This window comes from Flavobacterium sp. K5-23 (assembly GCF_023278045.1).
Lineage (GTDB): Bacteria > Bacteroidota > Bacteroidia > Flavobacteriales > Flavobacteriaceae > Flavobacterium.
Genome location: NZ_CP056783.1, coordinates 3,382,988 through 3,402,469, shown reverse-complemented (window position 1 = coordinate 3,402,469; position 19,482 = coordinate 3,382,988). Strand labels below are relative to the sequence as shown.

The window sequence follows — 19,482 nt, the reverse complement described above, 5'->3', positions numbered from 1 at the left end:
GAATGTTAATCTACTGATATACAACAACTTATATTTGTGTTTAATTTAACAATCGGAAACAAAATAAATACAATACCTTTGCAAAGTTTTACTAATTAAAAACCAAGGAATGCAAAAACACTTGCGCTTAAACGAATACAAAGTACTGGGATTTAGGCTTTTATTAGCTTACTTTTTTTACTTCATCTCCCGAATTTTATTTTACCTATACAATTCAGATTTACTTAGAGTAGAGTCAGTTTCTGATTTTATGTCTTTAAGTTATTATGGTTTGGCCTTTGATACAACTGCTATACTTTACGTTAATATTTTGTTTATCGTTTTTTCGATACTACCCTTTTATAAAAACACAAATAAAGGATATCAGAAATTTCTTTTCTACTTGTATTTTTTTACAAACCTTTTGGCCTATGCCACAAATTTTATAGATTTCATTTACTATAAATTCACATTTGCTCGTACAACTACGGCAGTTATGAACGTATTAGAACACGAGACGAATAAAGTAATACTATTTAGTAATTTTCTAATTGAGTATTGGCATGTATTTGTATTGTTTCTAGCTCTGTCAACGCTATGGATATATCTCTATAAAAAAGTAGTGGTTCAGGATTTTAATCCTTTAAAACACATTCCGTATTTAGGATTTTCAACTGTTGGTTTCTTGTTTGTAGTGACTATGGTTATTGGAGGAATTCGTGGCGGTGATTTTAAGAAATCAACCCGACCTATTAATCTTTTGGACGCTAGCCGTCATGTGAAGAACATCGTACATTCGGATATTGTTTTAAACACTCCGTTTTCTATAATTAGAACTTTGTTTAGCAATAGTTTTTTAAAGACTTCTTACCCTGATGTAAATCAACAAGTGATTGCAAGTTTAGTGCAGCCTATAAAAAGCTACCATAACAATCCTAAATCTAAACCTAATGTGGTTGTTCTTATTCTAGAAAGCTACGGGCGTGAATATATTGGCGCTTTTAATAAAGACGCAAACATCCCAAATTATAAAAGCCACGCTCCATTTTTAGATTCTTTGTCACAACACAGTATGATTTATACAAATGGTTATGCAAATGGGAGACAATCAATTCATGGAATGTCATCAGTTTTATCTGGAATACCGTCTTTTAAAGATGCTTTTACGTCTTCTCCTTATCCAAAACAAAAAATAGAATCAATCGTTTCAGTATTGAAAAGTGAAGGATATGACACTTCTTTTTTTCACGGTGCTGCCAATGGATCGATGGGATTTCTAGGATTTAGTAATATCCTGGGGATTGATAATTATTACGGAAGAACAGAGTTTAATGATGATAGTCAATTTGATGGATTTTGGGGAATATGGGACGAACCATTTCTACAGTACATGAAGAAAACATTGGATAAAAAGAAAGGGCCGTTTTTTGCTTCGGCATTTACCGTTTCCTCTCACGAACCATATATCATACCTGATAAATATAAAAAGACTTTTCATGAAGGAGGAGTTCCCATGCATAAATGCGTTGAATATACTGACTTTGCATTAAAACAGTTTTTTGACAGTGCTAAAAAAGAAGCTTGGTTTTCTAATACTATTTTTGTTATTGTAGCTGATCATTGTAACCAAATATTTTATGACGAATATAGAAAACCTATCAACCGTTATGCGGTTCCTATATTGATTTATCAGCCCAATAGTAAGTACGTAGGCGTTGATACTGATTTAGCGCAACAAATAGACATTTATCCTACTATCTTAGATATGATAGGGTATGAGAAACCTTTTAGGAGTTGGGGGAGAAGTTTATTAGACAAGAAATCAAGTGAGCCTTTTGTGATAAATTCCACGGGAAATATATACCAATTTTCTAAAGGGAATTATATATGTACATTTGATGGTAAAAATGCACTTGGTTTTTACGATAAAGACGATAAAGCATTAAAACATAATTTGATTAAAAACAGAAATCCTGAAATGGATGCTGTAGAATTGAATTGCAAAGCTTTCATACAAGATTATATGGATCGAATAGTGGATAGAAAACTATACGCTAAATAGTTCTTAGAGTATTAAATTGAAAAATAAATAAAATATAATATGAAGATTAATAAAAAAATAATTGGCTTTTCTTTACTGGCATTGGTGTTGATTTTCGTGGCAAAATATGTGTATGATATGAATATCAATCATAATTTTGAAACGATTACTGAAGGGAAAGTATACAAATCAGGTGTTATTCCGCCGGATGAAATAGAAAGCTATGTAAAGAAGTATAATATAAAATCGATAGTTGATTTGAGGTTTCCTGGAACTGCTGATTTAGTAAATAATCCTGAAATCCCTACTGAACTTACAGCAGAACAGGATGCTGTAGCAAAAATTAAAGGAGTAAGATATTTTAATAATGGTTCTGATCAAGTGCCAAATCAAAAAAACCTGGATACTTTCTTTAAAATTATGGATGATAAAGATAACTATCCAGTTCTAATACACTGTTATCACGGTACGGGAAGAGCCGAAATGTATTCGGCTTTGTATCGAATAGAATACGAAAATTTCAAGAATGAAGAAGCGCGTCAAGGTGTTAGAACATTAGTGAAGTTTAGTTCATTTGATGACGGAACTCCAAAAGGAGAGTATTTAAAAGCGTATATACCGCGTAAAGAAACAGCTGGGGTAAAGAATTGATATCGAGTTAAATACTGTTTATTAGTGTCTGAAAAGCCTGTTTTTAAAGTTGCTATTTAGTTATTATTTGAATCTTTTTAAGGTTTAAATTAGAAAATTATTAGCTTCTTGAATGATTTAATATTTATATTTGCATCTCCAAAACAAAAACTAAAACAAAAACGCACAAATCCTATGGAATATTTAGATTTTGAGCTTCCGATAAAAGATCTAGAAGATCAGTTAGATAAATGTCTGGTCATTGGTCAAGAATCAGATGTTGATGTTACAAACACTTGTAAGCAAATCAACAAAAAATTAGAAGAAACTAAAAAGAAGATTTATAAGAACTTGACAGCATGGCAACGTGTTCAATTGTCAAGACATCCTAATAGACCTTATACTCTAGATTATGTTAGAGCACTATGTGGCGATACTTTTTTAGAGCTTCACGGTGATAGAGGTTTCAAAGATGACAAAGCCATGATAGGTGGTTTAGGAAAAATTGGCGGGCAGTCATTTATGATTGTTGGTCAACAAAAAGGATACAATACTAAAACACGTCAATATAGAAATTTTGGGATGGCAAATCCTGAAGGATATCGTAAAGCTTTGCGTTTGATGAAAATGGCAGAGAAGTTTGGTATTCCCGTTTTGACTCTTATAGATACTCCGGGTGCTTATCCTGGACTTGAAGCAGAAGAACGCGGACAAGGTGAAGCTATTGCAAGGAACATATTTGAAATGACTTTGCTTAAAGTGCCTATTATTTCTATCATTGTAGGTGAAGGTGCTTCAGGTGGTGCATTAGGAATAGGTGTGGGAGATAAAGTATACATGTTAGAAAACACTTGGTATTCTGTAATTTCACCTGAATCTTGTTCTTCAATTTTATGGAAAAGTTGGGATTTTAAAGAGCAAGCAGCCGATGCTTTAAAACTGACTTCAGCTGATATGAAAAGACAAAAATTAGTTGATGACATTATACCTGAACCATTAGGGGGAGCTCATTACGATAGAGAAACCACTTTTGAAACTGTTAAGGAGTATATTATGAAAGGGTTCAATGAATTGAAAGACTTATCAACAAAAGATTTAGTCGCTCAAAGAATGGATAAATACAGTAATATGGGAGAATTCAAAGAGTAAATTCTTACTTTTATTATATAAATCCGAAGCCTTACAGTTTCGGATTTTTTTTGGCTTATAAACAAAAGCTTACTACTTATAAACATTTTTTAGTAATAACTCAATAGTGTTTTTTTTTAATTTTATGTTACTTTCGCTTTATGGAAAACTTCAAAAACATTAGTCCTTTTAAGGTCGACAAATCTACTATTATAAGCCTGGAAAAGGGTAAGTTACCTCCTCAGGTTTTAGAATTAGAAGAGGCGGTTCTTGGAGCAATGATGATTGATAAAAAAGGGGTCGATGATGTAATTGATATTTTACAAGCAGATGCTTTTTATAAAGATGGGCATAAATATATTTTTGAAGCCATTGTAGAACTTTTTACTGAAACACAGCCTATTGATTTATTAACGGTTTCAGCTCAGTTAAGAAAAAACGGAAAACTGGAAATTGCAGGTGGAGATTTTTATTTAATTCAATTGACTCAAAAGGTTTCCTCTTCTGCTCATATCGAATTTCACTCTAGAATAATTCTTCAAAAATTTATTCAAAGAAGTTTGATTCGTATTTCATCTGAGATTATTGAAGCTTCTTATGACGAAACAACTGATGTGTTTGATTTATTAGATCAAGCGGAATCTAAATTATACGAGGTTACTCAAGGGAATATTAAGAGAAGTTCTGAAACAGCCCAAAGTTTAGTATTGCAAGCCAAAAAGAGAATTGAAGAAATTAGCAAGCAAGAAGGACTGAGTGGTGTAGAAACTGGATTTACTCTTTTGGATAAGCTTACTTCTGGTTGGCAACCAAGTGATTTAATTATCATTGCAGCGAGACCAGCGATGGGAAAAACGGCATTCGTACTTTCTATGGCTAGAAACATTGCGATTGATTTTGGACATCCTGTTGCTTTATTCTCTTTAGAGATGGCTTCAGTCCAATTAATTACCCGTTTAATATCGTCTGAAACAGGATTGTCTTCAGAAAAATTAAGAACAGGAAAACTAGAGCCACACGAGTGGACAATGTTGAGTACTAAAGTTAAAAACTTAGAAAAAGCACCACTTTTTATTGATGATACTCCATCACTTTCAATTTTTGATTTAAGGGCTAAGTGTCGTCGTTTAGTTTCGCAACACGGAATTAAAATTATTATTATTGATTATTTGCAGTTGATGACTGCCGGTGGTAATGGAAAAGGGGGAGGAAACCGTGAACAGGAAATTTCTACTATCTCTCGAAATTTGAAAGCCCTGGCAAAGGAATTGAACGTTCCCGTAATAGCGCTTTCTCAGTTATCGCGTGCTGTTGAAACACGTGGATCGAGTAAAAGACCTTTACTTTCTGACCTTCGTGAATCGGGTGCGATTGAGCAAGATGCAGATATTGTATCCTTTTTATATCGTCCAGAATATTATAAGATTGATGAATGGGATGATGACGAAGCTTCTCCTACTGCAGGACAAGCGGAAATAATGATAGCAAAACACCGTAATGGTGGTATTGAAAACGTACGTTTGAAATTCATTGGTCATCTGGGTAAATTTGACAATCTAGATGATTTTAGTGGTAATTATGATGATTTACCTTCTTCTATGAATCAGGATGATAATCCATTCATAACTAAAAATCTTCCTTCAGCTCATGAAGCTTTTGGAAGTAATTTTAATGATGAAGAGGACGACAGTGATATGCCTTTCTAATAAATGATTTTGAAATCCGCTTTTATAGCGGATTTTTTTATGGCTGTATTTAATGGTGTTTTGAAGATTTGAAAGTGAAGTTTGAGTGGATATCAGTTCCAGAATGTGTTGTTGAATTGATTATTTGTTTTTTTGCCTGAAAAATCTTCTAATATATTTTATTGTTGATAATATTAATATGATAACTAAGTGGAATTTATGCTTACTGTATTGTAATTATGCTATTATCATAGGTTTTTGTTTTTATTAGGGACTTTATTTTTCTTCTTAAAACATAAAATAAAACAGTAACTTGGCATACTTTATATTTATAATTTGCAGAAAAATTTATATAACCAAAACCTGAATAATTATGCACAAAGAAACCACAGAAGAAAACAATATACAAAGAGTGAAAAATAGTGTTAATGCCATTTCTCTAGAAACAGCTCAAAAATGGGCTAAACGTTGGAAGAAAAAAGAAGGGAATTACAATAAACATCATAATTTGAATGCTTTTTTGATTCCCAAAGTTGATTTGTTGGAGGTATTGGCTGAAGGCGTTGATGCTGTAAGAGCTTATATAGGTGTGGATGATAACAATGTCGAGAAATTGATGATTGTGGGTACTAAATTCAACCCCGAAACTAAAATTTATGAAGATATGATTACCGTTGGGGTTGGTGACGCAAATCCCGTTGAAGACGATATTTATGATTTTACAAGACCTTGTCCAACTGACTGTGACCCGTCAAGTCCTTTAATGACTAGGAATTAATGAATCAATTACTTGCATATATTGGATATCTGATTTTATTATTGAATTTAGTCCTTTTTTTTATAAGATTTTCCAATCAAGGGAAAGCTTATAAAATATTTGTTTTTTACTTAGGATTGGTTTTTGTAGTTCAAATTTTGGCGGAAATTTTAATTCAACAGAAAAGAAACAATCTATTTCTATCGCACTTTTATTTCATTGGACAGTTTGTCGTATTGAGTATTTTTTACTTAAATATATTAAAAAAAGTAGATTTCCAGAGAAAGATAGTGAAGGGGGGCTTAATTATAGGTTTATTAATTATAGCATTTCAATATATCAAGGAACCGGAAGCTTTTTTAAAGTTCAATCTGTTCGAAATAATACTAACTTCTATTTTATTGGTTGCTTATGCAGCATTTTATTTTTATAACCAACTAACAACTGAAAATAGGGATTTCTATTATATTAATATGGGGATACTTTTATATTTATCAGGAAGCTGTATTTTATTTTTAGTGGGAAATTTGATGACGAGCCTAAGCCCTAAATTAAATAAAATTCCATGGATCCTAAATGCCTTTTTATATATAATTTATCAACTCTTTATTCTAGTGGAATGGAAACAAAGTTTTTATAAAAGAAAAGATCAGAAAAGTTTATGAAGAAAGAAGTAATTCTAGAAGGGGAATTAATAGAAGTAATAATCTATAGTAGTGTCGCTTTTCTCTTGATGGGAATAGTATTGGTTTTGTTTTTCTATTTTTCGAGAAAAAAAATTGTCCAAAAGGAATTAGAGAAAAGGGATCTTGTTATCAGTCATCAAAAAGAACAATTGCGAGCAGTTATTCTTACGCAAGAAGCAGAACGTAAACGTATAGCTCAAGATTTACATGATGATATTAGTTCTAAACTCAATATTGTTTCATTGAATAGCCATTTATTGAAAACTCCAAATTTATCCGATAATGAAATTGCTGAATTTACTGGGAACATAATCGATCTTACCGGAAAAGCATTAGATAGTACAAGAAGGATTGCCCATGATTTGTTGCCTCCTGTTTTAGATAAATTTGGTCTTCATGCCGGCATCGAAGAATTGTGTCAGGATTTTAATAATAGCAAATCTGTGGTTGTTAACTACCAAAATAAGGTTCAGTTTGATGATTTGGATAAGGACAAACATTTACATATCTTTAGAGTACTACAGGAATTGATAAATAATTCAATACGTCATGGAAAAGCTAAAAACATTTCTATACTTTTTGAAAATATAAACGGATTGAATTACTGTAAATATTCGGATGATGGTTGTGGGTTTGATTTGAAAGACAAACAAAATCAAAACGGGCTTGGAATGAAAAATATTGAGAGTAGGATTTCTTTTTTGGAAGGGAGTATTGTTTTTGATTCAAGTTTTAATAAAGGAATAGAAGTGGGTTTTAATTTTTAAATTATGAATAATCGTATCAAAATAATTTTAGTTGATGACGAAATTCTTTTTCGTAAAGGGATTTCTTTTCTATTAGAAAGGGAAAAAAATATTGAAATATTTTTTGAAGCTTCAGACGGGAATGAACTTTTAACATTCTTAAAAGAAAGTATAATTCATCCTGATATTATTATTATGGATTTGAATATGCCATCTTTAAATGGAGTTGAAGCTACTAAAATCATTAATAATGAATATCCAAATATCAAGATAATTGCTTTAACAAGTTACAATACTAAATCTTTTATTGTTAATATGATGAATGTGGGAGCAGCTTCTTATTTAATGAAAAACGCTACTCCTGAAGAATTAGTTATAACAATTATGGAAGTTAATGAAAGAGGTTTTTACTACAATGAGGATGTTATGAAAATTATTCATGAAACAGTTTCAAGTAATAAAATCACCAAAACTTTTTTTGACCCTAATTTTCTAACCTCTCGTGAAAATGAAGTGCTAGAATTAATATGTTTACAAAAAACGACTGTTGAAATTGGAGAAATTCTTTTTATAAGCCCTAGAACAGTTGAAGGACATAGAAATAATTTATTGCTTAAAACGGAATCTAGAAATATTGCTGGATTGGTAGTCTTTGCTATAAGGAATGGAATTGTAACTCTTGGGGATTTATTGAAATAGTATAAGCAAAAATAAGAACGGTCTAATGTATTATAGACAGTTCTTATTTTTGAATATCGTTTTTACGATATTTATTTTTTAATTTCTCCGTCAGGTTTGACTACAATTTTTCTTGTTTCCTTCCCTTTTTTCATCTTGATTGTATATTCTTTTTTAGTTATATCACCATCTTCTTGTGAAAATATAAATTTGTCATTTGTAATTTCCCAACCAGGATATTCTTTGAATAAAGAATAAATTACAGCATTTGGAAGTATTACATTTTTATAATTTTCCACTACTCTAATTAATTTTCCGTTTTCATTATAGTTTGCCACTAATGTTCCCTTTTTGGATTCCATCATTACTAAATATGTGTCATAACCTTCGAAATCTTTTCCTAAACGGTATCCTATAAATTTTCTTTGTAGTGCTTTTACATTTTTGTCAGGGTTGTTATCTGGTAAATAAACTGAGAAATCTTTTCCGGCACTTTTAATAACAACGCTAGGAAGTTCTTCCATTTTTAGGGATGCTATTGCATCTTCAGTTGATTTGTCTTCTTGGCTATATGTTGTATTGATTATACTTACCAATAGCAACGCAATAATAAATGTTTTCATAATAATTGATGTTTTGTAAATTTTTCGCGCTTTTCATACGTACTTATTTGTAACCGTATCAATACAATTATATCAGAATAAATCGATAATATAATGGTTAGTTAATAAGTGAAATGGTGTGGTTTTTTGGCTCAAGCCCTGATTTATTGCGCTTTTTATAAAAAATCGGGATTATGGCCTCTTTTTAATATTTGAATCATAGGCTTTTTTTATGTATTAGTTTAAAACTAGTTACAATTTCCTGTGGTTTTTAATTTGGAGTTTAAAAAATTTGGAACTCCAATTGCCTTTTCGAGACTGTTTTTTGGAGTTTTTATTGAATTTAAAGAACTGTTCTATAGTTTGGGTCTATAGGTAATTTCATTAGTAGGATTCGGAAATCTTGAAATTTGCTTTAAATGTTTTTTAAGGATATTAATCGTTTTTCTAATCTTTTTTTAATTTAAGAAAAATGCAAATGATATGACAAAATGTAAAAAACAATAATAAGTAGCACTAACAATAAGGCGCCAGATTTTTTAAGTAGCATAAAACCATTAAATGGATTATTATTATTATTAGATTTCATTATTAAAATTTTCATTTTTACTTTTATTAAAATAACATACACAAATTTAAGAATTGTAGCTAATGTGTATATACGTGTTTTTACTTGAATTATAATTTTTATACTGTAGAAGTGCATCTTTATAGAGTTCTGGTTTTTTACTTGATTTTCACGAGTACTAATCTTACTATAGAATGCATTTAAAAGTTAAATTTGACTAATAATCCCCCTTAGCTTTTATATCTTTGATTTAAAATAATCAATATGGCTTTGAGAAAGATAGTTGTCGTTTTTTTATTACTGATATCCTTTTCAGTAAAAGCATCTTTTATTTTGTTGCCAATGGATCCAGAAACCCAACAAAATCATCTTAAAGCGTATGGTATTACTTATTGGTGTATCGATAAAAAATACAAAGCAAGCTGGTTGCTCAATTATAGAGGAGGCTCTTTTTTATTGCCTGATGTTCCTGAGATTAGAAAAGAATGCCAAATACGGGGAGTGTCTTTTGAAATACTTACCGATAGTCAGACTAATAGTATCCTTGAAGAAATAGCTAGTCCTTCCCAAAATATGGAAACGGTTATTCTTGAAAAAGCACCTAGAGTTGCTGTTTATACTCCCAAAGGAAAGAAACCTTGGGATGATGCAGTGACACTTGTACTTACCTACGCCGAAATTCCTTTTACACCTATCTATGATGAAGACGTTTTATCGGATGGTTTATTGCTTTATGACTGGTTGCATTTACATCACGAAGATTTTACTGGACAATATGGAAAATTCTTTGGTTCTTATAGGAATGCACCATGGTATATCGAACAAAAGAAAGAAGCTGAAACATTGGCTACAAAATTAGGATACAATAAAGTTTCCGATGAGAAATTAGCCGTTGCCCAAAAGATTCGTGATTTTGTTATTGGGGGTGGATTTATGTTTGCGATGTGTTCAGCTACAGATAGTTTTGATATTGCACTGGCCGCTGAAGGAATTGACATATGTGAGGCTATGTTTGATGGTGATGCGAGTGATTCTAATTACCAGTCAAAGATTGATTTCACCAAGTCTTTTGCTTTTAAGAATTTTACTTTGGAAAGAAAGACAGAGCGTTATGAGTTTTCGGATATTGATATGACGGAGAAAAGACAAATTCCGTTAGATAAAGACTATTTTACTTTAATGGAATTTTCGGCTAAATGGGACCCTATCCCTACTATGCTTTGTCAAAATCACACTCAGTTAGTAAAAGGATTTATGGGACAAACAACCTCTTATGACCGAGAGTTTGTAAAATCTAATGTGTTGGTTTTAGGCGAATGTCTTTTAAATAATGAAGCGCGCTATATTCATGGACAAAAAGGAAAAGGAATGTTTACTTTTTATGGTGGCCATGATCCTGAAGATTATCAACACAGGGTAGGGGATTCCCCTACAGTTCTTGATTTACACCCTAATTCTCCTGGCTATCGATTAATATTGAATAATGTCTTGTTTCCCGCTGCCAAAAAGAAAAAGCAAAAAACATAATAATAAGATTTTCATATTACCCTTTTTAATTTTATTGAACTGATGGCTTACGAAGCAATTTTAAAAGAGATACAGCAAGAGTGTATTGCGTTCCCGACAATAGGGAATGTAACGACAACTATACCCGAATTAGCAAAAATTGACCCGAATAAATTTGGGATCCACATAACAACAATTGATGGAGAGAATTCTGGTATTGGTGATAGTGAGGATAAATTTTCCATTCAGAGTATATCAAAAGCATTAACTGTAGCATTAGCTTTTTCATTTTCAGGTGAAAGTATCTGGAAAAGAGTAGGGGTAGAACCTTCTGGAACGGCTTTTATACCAAACGAAAATATAATATATACCAATTTTGATAATTGGTTTTTTTATGTTATATTTGGACTATATTATAAAAGTAATCATGGCGCATGCAAAAATTTTGGTAATTAAGGAAACCGAAAAAGAAATAAAAAATCTGCTCAAACAATCTATTCCGTTTATTGGTCAACGTTTGAGAGTTCTGCTGATTTTGAAGCAAAACGAAAAAGTAGGGATTTCTAAACGTGAGGTTGCTAAATTAGCTGTGGTTGACCCTAATAGCGTTCAGAATTGGAGGACATTATACCTTAATTCTGGAATTGAGGGTTTGATGAAGCATCAAAAAACAGGTTTTAAGCCGTCGGCTTTTAATGCTATTGAACACAATATGTTGGAAACAAAACTCAACGACCCTCAAAATGGACTTCAAGGCTATGTTGAGCTTAAAGATTGGATTGAAAAAGAATCAGGGAAGACTTTCAATTACAATACGTTGCTTTATTATTGCATCAGGAATTTTAAATCAAGTGTAAAAGTAGCCCGCAAAAGTCATGTCCAAAAAGACGAAGATCAGGGAATCTCTTTTAAAAAGACTTCGGACGAATCTGTCAAGAAATAGCACTAAATACGGTGGGTGATTTTGACTCTGTAAACTTGTATTTTCAAGATGAATCGCGTTTTGGTTTGTTCACTCGAAACGGAAAATCAGTTACTGCTATTAGTGTTAAGCCGATTTGTGCTTTCCAACAAGTTTTTAAATCAACTTGGCTTTCTGGAGCTTTTTCGCCCATAACTGGAGACCATTTTCAATTAATACTCCCACATTGCAACGCTGATAATTTTCAAGTTTTTTTAGATAATTTCTCAAAGGAAAATCCGAAAGAACTCAAAATAATGGTGCTGGATAATGGAAGGTTTCATAAGGCAAAAAAATTAATCATTCCTGAAAATATTGTTTTGGTTTTTCTACCACCATATAGTCCAGAACTTAATCCCGCTGAAAAAATGTGGGCAAAATACAAACGAGAATTTTCTAATAAATTTTATAATTCATTGGAAGATGTAGAAGATTTCATTACTAATGTCGTAAAAGCTACAAGCAAAAAAGAGGTAATGAGTATCTGTGGATATAGCTATGTATTTTTAGATAAAATTTGGGCCATATAATACATGTGTTTGGTATTAATTCTTTAATCCAACTAGAATATGAGAAAGGCATTCCCAGAAACCCATTCATAAACTCGGGAGCCATTGTTATTGCAGATATTTTAGTTTCTTGTTTAAAAAATCCAAAAGACGATTTTCTGGAATTTGTTCGAATGATTTCAGGAAGTCGTACCATAGATTATAATATATCAGTAGCTCAATCTGAAAAAGATACCCGTTTTAGAAATGCGGCTTTAGCCAATTTTTTAAAGTCTTTTGGGAATATTGAAAATGATGTAGACACCGTTTTGGATTTTTATTTCCATCAATGTTCTATTGAAATGAATTGTCTAGAACTGGCAAATTCTTTTTTCTTTTTTGCCAATGAGGGAAAAACGAAAGAAGGGAAACAAATTTTGACTAAAAGTCAAGTGAAACGACTCAATGCTTTAATGCAAACTTGCGGTTTCTATGATGAGTCAGGTGAGTTTACCTATAAAGTAGGTTTGCCAGGTAAAAGCGGAATAGGGGGCGGAATTGTTGCTTTGTATCCTAATAATTTTGTGATTGCCACTTGGTCTCCTAAATTAAACAAAAAAGGAAATTCAGAATTAGGAATGCATGCCTTGGAATTATTTACTACTAAAACAGGATTGTCTATATTTTAATTTTCAATATTTATATATAAAACAAAAGCCAATCAATTAAGATTGGCTTTTGTCTTTTAGCCCTGATTACTTCACTTGATTTCTATTTTTATCAGAGTTCAGTGAACTTCGTTTGCAGTGGAAATCCTATTTATTCCTTTAAAAAATTAATAGATTACAATGTAAAGCAGGAAATCGAAGATTCAGCGAAGCTAAATAGCTCTTAGAACTATTTATTATTGTCGATTACATAATTCAACACTTTGGTCATAAGATGCACTCGGTCTTTTCCTGAAACATTGTGTTTGTGCATTGGATAAGGGAAAAAATCCATTTGTTTTCCAGCTTCTACAAACTTTTTAACCAATGCTAAATTATGTTGCATTACCACCACATCATCACTGGTTCCATGAATTAAAAGCAATTTTTCTTTTAAATCCTTCACATAATTTAAGGTGTTGGCCTCGTCAAAACCTTTTTGGTTTTCCGCTGGAGTATCCATATAACGTTCTCCATACATAATTTCATAATATTTCCAGTCAGTTACTGGACCTCCCGCAACACCTACTTTAAAAACATCCGGTTTACGCAATAACAATGAAGTGGTCATAAATCCTCCAAAACTCCAACCGTGAACCGCCAAACGATTTCCGTCAACATAAGGAAGGGATTTCAAATATTCAACACCTTTCATCTGGTCCTCCATTTCATTGACACCTAAGCGGCCGTGGATTATGCTTTCAAATTCAAAACCACGATTGTCAGATCCACGGTTATCAACCGTATATACTAAATATCCTTGTTCAGCCATCCAGTACATCCAAAGACTGGCTCCATCTAGAAAGGAATTCGTCACCAATTGTGCATGTGGTCCTCCATATACATAAACTAAAACCGGGTATTTTTTACTAGGGTCAAAATCACTTGGCTTGATTAATCGGGTGTATAAATCAGTTGTTCCATCAGCTGATTTTATAGTTTTAACTTCAGAAGTTCCTAAAGCATAACCTTCATATTTATTAGTGCTTTCAAGAAGTGTTTTAGATTTTAAATTTTTATCGTATAAAACAGATTTTGAAGGCGTTGAATGATTAGAATATTCATCAAAAAACCAGTTTCCATCTGTACTTATTGATACTGTATGTACGCCTTCTTCTTTAGTGATTAGCGTTTGTTTTCCTTTTAGATTGACTTTGTAAGCTAACATATTAATGCCTTTTTCTCCTGTTGCCGAAAAATAAATCTCCGTTCCAGCAGGATTGCTTCCTAGGATTGTTCTTAATGGGAATTTATTATCAGTCAGTTTTTTTATAAGTTTCCCTTCAATAGAATAGTAGTACATATTATTGAATCCATCTTTTTCGCTGATCCAAACAAAATTATTCGATTTGTTGTTTGGAAAATAAGCTGGATGTTCCGGTTCTACCCAACGATCATTTTTTTCATTAAGTATGGTTCTTACAAAATTTCCCGTTTGTGAGTCATACACATTCAAGGACATATCATTTTGTCCACGATTCAACTCGGCAATCACAACATATTTTTCATCTGGAGTCCAGGAAAGATTAGTTAGATAATCTTCTTGATTTCCTTTTGGAGAAATAAAAACCGTTTTTTGAGTCGTAAGATTGTAGATTCCCACTCTTGGTTTTTCACTTTTTTGACCAATCATTGGGTATTTTATATTTTCTAATTTCCCCGGAGTCTGGGTGATGTCTAGCAAAGGATAATCGGCCACATCAGATTGGTCTTTTTGATAAAAAGCTAAAAAAGATGCTTTTGGCGACCAGAAGATTCCATTACTGATGCCGAATTCACTTCTTGAAATGGCCTGACCTGAAACAATACCTTCGTTTGTTTCATTAGTAACCGTAATTTTTTGGTTGTTTTTATTCAGAAAATATAAATTGTTAACTTCAGTAAAAGCTAGATTTTCTTTTGCTGTATCGAAAGTTTGATTTTCTGCCTTTTCAGGAAGTGTCTGAATTAATTTTCCTGATTTTGTAGCAATTGAATACGTATAATATTTTCCTGCATCAGTAAATAAAAGGGTGTTTGAATCAATCCATTCTGTCCCGAAAAAGTGTTTCAAATTAGTTCCTAATGCTGAATTAACATCGACTAATTTGACTAATTCATTAGCTTTTGAATCGGCGGTATTGGCAGTTTTCATTTTTGACCAACCTTCTGTATAATAAACATACTGGTTTGATTTTGGAATCCAATTAAAACCACTTAGGTTGTCAGCTTTAAATTGGCGATTTTGTTGTAAAACACCTTCTTCGAGCGTTAATTTTTTGGTTTGACCAATTGAAGATAATGATACAATGCAACTCAGAAAGAGAATTGAAAATTTATTCATGAATAATGATTTTGGTTTCTAATAAAATGTAAATATACTAATTGTTTACAGCTTATTGTTTGACTATAATCATTGCTTATTGTTACAATAAAAAAGACAGAAAGGTATTTCTATTGTATACCTATAAAATCAGTTAAGAGAAAATTCAAACCATATAGGAATGTGGTCAGATACTGCTCTTGCTTCTTTTAAGGAGTTGAAGCTTTTATAAAATGATATAATTCCTGAATTTAGTGGTTTTACTTTAATGGTGGAGTAGTGCATATTATCGAATTCAGCCGATAAACATTCTCCATTTTTACATTCTTGTTTTAAAGATGTCTTTTGATTTTCTAAAATGGCTTTATATCCCATTTTTTTCAAAGGATTAAAAACTGTATGCGATTGTGGGCAATTGAAGTCTCCAGCGAATATCAAATTCAAGGTTGGATATTCCTCTGGGAGGTATTTAAAATATTTAATCTCCGTTTCGGGCTGTTTACTTTTGGTAATTGCGTGAAAATTGACAATTGTAAACTGTTTTTTTTGATATTCAAACGTACAGAAATAAGGTTCTCTATCAATTTCAAGATGGTATTTTATTTCTAACCAAGGGTTGCCTATTTTTTTTAGTACAGCTGTTTTCCAAAGAAAAGCATAACGTTCTGTTTTGTAGGCACTGCTACTTGTAGGCTCACTGATTACATAATCCCATTTGGCTCCTTTTCTGTTTAGCTCGTCAGCAAGTTTAGCTACAGCTTGGGCGCCGCCATATCCCGCCACTACTTCTTGAATGGCTACTAAATCATAATTTTTTAATGTATTGGCAATATAACTGATTGTTTCATCAGACTTTGATTTTCCAAAATTTTCCAAGTTCCAAGAAACGAGTTTGGCTTGTGGATATAAAATCGAAATATAAAGTAGAAATAGAAACGTGAAGAAATATTTCATTTAATAGTTTAGTACTAAAATAGGTTTGTTAAAGACTTCTATTAATATGTAGTTGATGTCTTGATTTAATCATCATACTTAAATTTAAAACTATCATATTTAATAATACGTTGTTCTTTTTTTTGTTTTATTGGACAAGAAGACAACAACAAAAATAGTGGGAATAAGCCTAGTATAATTAATTTTTTCATTTTCATTTTAAAATCAGAATTCGACTGATTTTATTAATTTCATTTTAATTTTATAAACTCTTTTAACCTGACTTTCGGTTAAAATGTTTTTATCTTGTGCTTTATTAATGCGCTCAGCTAATCCCTCAGATTTTATTTTCATATAAGGGTATTTAGTCAATGAAATAGCGTTTCCATTTAATGATTTTTTGTAATGTTTAATATATTCTTTCACATAATTATTATAATCATCAAGGCGTTTGTTCCATTTATCAACTTTACCTTTCTTATTTAGATCTTCAGTTGATATGTATATAGTGTCGTTTTTCTCCATAGCTTATTAATTTTATTGTGAATAATTTTAATTTTAACAAACTTAAACACATTGAAAATAAATTCCTTACGGGAAACCGTAAACGGGATTTTTTTTATAAATCTTTAAGAAATCTAAGACTCTTCTTTATTATACTATACTAATCCTAAGTCTTTGGATATAGCTATAAGATGTACATTGTTGCTGGCCTTGAAATAGGTTTTGAGTTTGTTTATTCGCTTCTCAATGCTACTACAACCATTAGGAATAATTCCTGTGTCTTTAAATTCTAGAGAAATATCTTCCATATTAAGTCCTTTGGACAATAATTTCAATAAGGAAATATCATAAGACTCAATTTCGTGAAGGGATTTATCTCTTAATGCATACTCAAGTTCAGGAGATACTATTTTTTCATCATCAGTAAAAACATTCTGGATGGCTTTTTGTAATTGAGGGATACTATTCCTTCCCTTTGAAACATAAGCATTAATTCCTAGGTCATTAAACAGGGATTTTATACGATACGACTTGTCTTCAATTGAAAAAACAATTGTTTTAATGTCTGGTTGTACTTTTTTCACAGCTTCAATAAGTTCATCTCCACTATTCAATTTGTTTTCTCTGTGATCTGGCTTAAACGATAAATCACTAATTAATAAATCATAAGGAACGTTATCTTGGAGCGCTTTTTTTATTTGAAGTAAAGCATCATCACAGTATTTGGCGTGCTTTATGTCCGCTATATTAAGTTCTTCTAATGCTTGCACCACTGCAATACTGATGCTGTCTAAATCTTCGGCGATTAATATTTTTTTTAACATAAGTCAATGTTTATATAGGAAATGAAATAGTTGCTTTGAATCCTTTATCGGATTTAGTGTCAAAAGTAACTGTTCCTTTTATAGCTTGAATACGGTTTTCCACATTTTGAAGTCCGTTTTTGTTTTTTATTTTATCAAATGTAGCTCCAACCCCGTTATCAGTGTAATCCAAACAGATTTTATTTTCATTTATTTTAAAAAAAATCACAACTAAACTGCTTTTACTGTGTTTTTTCATATTGACCAAGAGTTCTTGTAGCACTCGATAAACGGTTATTTTTTTTGTGTTTTCAATGGAAGACCAATTGATGGTGTCCAATCCGTTTAATATGATATTAGTTGCTTCCGTATTAAAGCCAGCCATCATTTCTTTAAGGTTTGGTATAAAATTAATTCCTGTTTCTATGGTACTGTTTTCTTTAGAGATGTTACGGGTTCTGGAATAGATGGTGTCAAGATTATTGAGTAGGGTTTCTTTGTTGTTAAATGAAGAAAGATCTTGTGTTTCAGCAAATGCCATTGTTTGATAGACATCATTTGCCAATTCATCATGTAGTTTTTTTGCTATTCTAATTTCAGTATTGTAGGAGGTTTGAATTTTTTCCCTTTTGTTTTTTGCTCTTAAATAATAAACAATAAACACAGTAATTGTAGCACCAATTAATAGCACAAAAGACAAGATTAAGGTTCTGTTTTTTTGCAACTCTAATTGCAATGCATTCTCAGCTTTTTGAGCTGTTAGTTTAAGGTTTTCTGCTCTATTTTGTTCACTGTCAAATTTTATTTTTATAAACTGGTTTTTAGCGTTATTACGAACGTTTAGAATACTATCGTTAAGCTTTATGTATTCAACTGCAAATTGATTTGATTTTTTTTCAAAATTATGAGCGATTAAAAAAGAGAGTGATTCTAATCTGGAATCAACATTGTGTATATTCTTGGAGATTTGATACGCATTTAGAGCATATTCATTTGCTGTTTGAGGTTGGCTTTTTTGAAAATATTCAGCAAGATGTAAATTACTACTTATTAAAGCATATATATCATTATTTTTTTTTCTAATCGATAGTGCTTCTAGCATCATAGACAATCCATCCTGATACTTGTTATTTTTGAAATATGAAAATCCTAAATTGTCCAAAATTTTAGCTTTTCTAACTTCATTGGTTTCTAATATTTTTGATTTTAATAATGGCTCAAGAAGTTGTATAGAGGATTCGTATTTTTTTTGTTTGATATGGATGTTTGCTTTATTATTGACAATTTGTATTTGTGCTATAGTATCTGTAGTGTTAATTTTAGCTTTGTTATAATAATACAAAGCATCTTCGTAATTGTATAGTTCCTTTGAAGAGATACCAAGTGAATTGTAGGCTGCTGATTTATAAGGGGATCCTTGTTGTATATATAATAAGGCTTCTATTAAATTTTTTTCACTCCCTATATAATCACTCAATACCTGTTGCATTGATGCCATTTGTATTAAATTATAGGCAATATTTGCACTGTCATTTTCCAATTCATAAATTATTTTGGAACGGTTGTAAAAATAATAAGCACTGTCAAATTTTTGGTTTGAATTAAAAACATCGGCTTTGTCTAATAATTTTCGTGCTTCAATACTGTTTACAGTTTTAGGTTTTTCTTTTATAAGAGTTGTTTTGTCTTTTGGGATATTGTCACAAGAATAGATTGAAAAGAGTAGAAGGAAAATAAATATCGGGGAACGAAACATAATTGAAACTTTCCCCGAATTT

Annotated in this window: 18 protein-coding genes and 1 pseudogene; 13 read left to right on the top strand and 6 right to left on the bottom strand. The window is 31.4% G+C overall.

Features of this window, described 5'->3' with window-relative positions; genetic code table 11:
* Window positions 1–109: 109 nt before the first annotated feature.
* From FLAK523_RS14760 to FLAK523_RS14725, 8 genes are all read left to right on the top strand, one after another.
* Window positions 110–2,041: an LTA synthase family protein gene (locus FLAK523_RS14760; RefSeq protein WP_248904887.1), complete on the top strand. Its 1,932-nt coding sequence runs from the start codon at window positions 110–112 to the stop codon at window positions 2,039–2,041.
* A gap of 39 nt (window positions 2,042–2,080) precedes the next feature.
* Window positions 2,081–2,671 (top strand): dual specificity protein phosphatase family protein, encoded by a 591-nt coding sequence (locus FLAK523_RS14755; protein ID WP_248904885.1) that lies wholly within the window; start codon window positions 2,081–2,083, stop codon window positions 2,669–2,671.
* A gap of 174 nt (window positions 2,672–2,845) precedes the next feature.
* On the top strand, window positions 2,846–3,799 hold the full coding sequence (locus FLAK523_RS14750; protein ID WP_248908103.1) for an acetyl-CoA carboxylase carboxyltransferase subunit alpha: 954 nt from the start codon (window positions 2,846–2,848) through the stop codon (window positions 3,797–3,799).
* 140 nt (window positions 3,800–3,939) lie between these two features.
* A complete protein-coding gene (gene dnaB, locus FLAK523_RS14745; protein WP_248904882.1) occupies window positions 3,940–5,484 on the top strand; it encodes a replicative DNA helicase in 1,545 nt (514 codons plus the stop codon).
* Window positions 5,485–5,836: 352 nt separating this feature from the next.
* The gene (locus tag FLAK523_RS14740; RefSeq protein WP_248904880.1) at window positions 5,837–6,241 is read left to right on the top strand and encodes a hypothetical protein; all 405 of its coding nucleotides are present in this window, start codon (window positions 5,837–5,839) and stop codon (window positions 6,239–6,241) included.
* Window positions 6,241–6,885 carry a hypothetical protein gene (locus FLAK523_RS14735; RefSeq protein ID WP_248904878.1) on the top strand — a complete coding sequence of 215 codons (645 nt, stop codon included), beginning with the start codon at window positions 6,241–6,243 and terminating at the stop codon, window positions 6,883–6,885. The genes FLAK523_RS14740 and FLAK523_RS14735 overlap by 1 nt, the downstream gene beginning before the upstream one ends.
* On the top strand, window positions 6,882–7,673 hold the full coding sequence (locus FLAK523_RS14730) for a sensor histidine kinase (RefSeq protein WP_248904876.1): 792 nt from the start codon (window positions 6,882–6,884) through the stop codon (window positions 7,671–7,673). The genes FLAK523_RS14735 and FLAK523_RS14730 overlap by 4 nt, the downstream gene beginning before the upstream one ends.
* Window positions 7,674–7,676: 3 nt before the next feature.
* Window positions 7,677–8,351, top strand: coding sequence for a response regulator transcription factor (locus FLAK523_RS14725; protein WP_248904874.1), 675 nt, complete (start codon window positions 7,677–7,679; stop codon window positions 8,349–8,351).
* Window positions 8,352–8,422: 71 nt separating this feature from the next.
* On the opposite strand, the gene FLAK523_RS14720 is transcribed toward FLAK523_RS14725, so the two are convergent.
* Window positions 8,423–8,953 (bottom strand): hypothetical protein, encoded by a 531-nt coding sequence (locus FLAK523_RS14720; RefSeq protein WP_248904871.1) that lies wholly within the window; start codon window positions 8,951–8,953, stop codon window positions 8,423–8,425.
* 811 nt (window positions 8,954–9,764) lie between these two features.
* On the opposite strand from FLAK523_RS14720, the gene FLAK523_RS14715 reads away from it, so the two are divergent.
* The 5 genes and pseudogenes from FLAK523_RS14715 to glsA form a co-directional block, all read left to right on the top strand.
* Window positions 9,765–11,027, top strand: coding sequence for an asparagine synthetase B (locus tag FLAK523_RS14715; protein WP_248904869.1), 1,263 nt, complete (start codon window positions 9,765–9,767; stop codon window positions 11,025–11,027).
* A 42-nt stretch (window positions 11,028–11,069) separates the two neighbouring features.
* Window positions 11,070–11,462 carry a glutaminase gene (locus tag FLAK523_RS14710; RefSeq protein WP_248904867.1) on the top strand — a complete coding sequence of 131 codons (393 nt, stop codon included), beginning with the start codon at window positions 11,070–11,072 and terminating at the stop codon, window positions 11,460–11,462.
* The gene (locus tag FLAK523_RS14705; RefSeq protein ID WP_248904866.1) at window positions 11,434–11,949 is read left to right on the top strand and encodes a hypothetical protein; all 516 of its coding nucleotides are present in this window, start codon (window positions 11,434–11,436) and stop codon (window positions 11,947–11,949) included. Before FLAK523_RS14710 ends, FLAK523_RS14705 begins: the two co-directional genes overlap by 29 nt.
* Before the next feature lie 11 nt (window positions 11,950–11,960).
* Window positions 11,961–12,497 carry an IS630 family transposase gene (locus FLAK523_RS14700; RefSeq protein ID WP_248902447.1) on the top strand — a complete coding sequence of 179 codons (537 nt, stop codon included), beginning with the start codon at window positions 11,961–11,963 and terminating at the stop codon, window positions 12,495–12,497.
* A gap of 17 nt (window positions 12,498–12,514) precedes the next feature.
* Window positions 12,515–13,144: pseudogene (glsA, locus tag FLAK523_RS14695) on the top strand (glutaminase A); the annotation flags it as partial.
* 208 nt (window positions 13,145–13,352) lie between these two features.
* On the opposite strand, the gene FLAK523_RS14690 reads toward glsA, so the two are convergent.
* From FLAK523_RS14690 to FLAK523_RS14670, 5 genes are all read right to left on the bottom strand, one after another.
* The gene (locus FLAK523_RS14690; protein WP_248904864.1) at window positions 13,353–15,485 is read right to left on the bottom strand and encodes a DPP IV N-terminal domain-containing protein; all 2,133 of its coding nucleotides are present in this window, start codon (window positions 15,483–15,485) and stop codon (window positions 13,353–13,355) included.
* Window positions 15,486–15,614: 129 nt separating this feature from the next.
* Window positions 15,615–16,418: an endonuclease/exonuclease/phosphatase family protein gene (locus FLAK523_RS14685; protein WP_248904861.1), complete on the bottom strand. Its 804-nt coding sequence runs from the start codon at window positions 16,416–16,418 to the stop codon at window positions 15,615–15,617.
* 204 nt (window positions 16,419–16,622) lie between these two features.
* Window positions 16,623–16,922 (bottom strand): hypothetical protein, encoded by a 300-nt coding sequence (locus FLAK523_RS14680; protein WP_248904859.1) that lies wholly within the window; start codon window positions 16,920–16,922, stop codon window positions 16,623–16,625.
* A gap of 134 nt (window positions 16,923–17,056) precedes the next feature.
* On the bottom strand, window positions 17,057–17,725 hold the full coding sequence (locus FLAK523_RS14675; RefSeq protein WP_248904857.1) for a response regulator: 669 nt from the start codon (window positions 17,723–17,725) through the stop codon (window positions 17,057–17,059).
* A gap of 10 nt (window positions 17,726–17,735) precedes the next feature.
* The gene (locus FLAK523_RS14670) at window positions 17,736–19,460 is read right to left on the bottom strand and encodes a tetratricopeptide repeat-containing sensor histidine kinase (protein WP_248904856.1); all 1,725 of its coding nucleotides are present in this window, start codon (window positions 19,458–19,460) and stop codon (window positions 17,736–17,738) included.
* Between the last annotated feature and the right edge of the window lie 22 nt (window positions 19,461–19,482).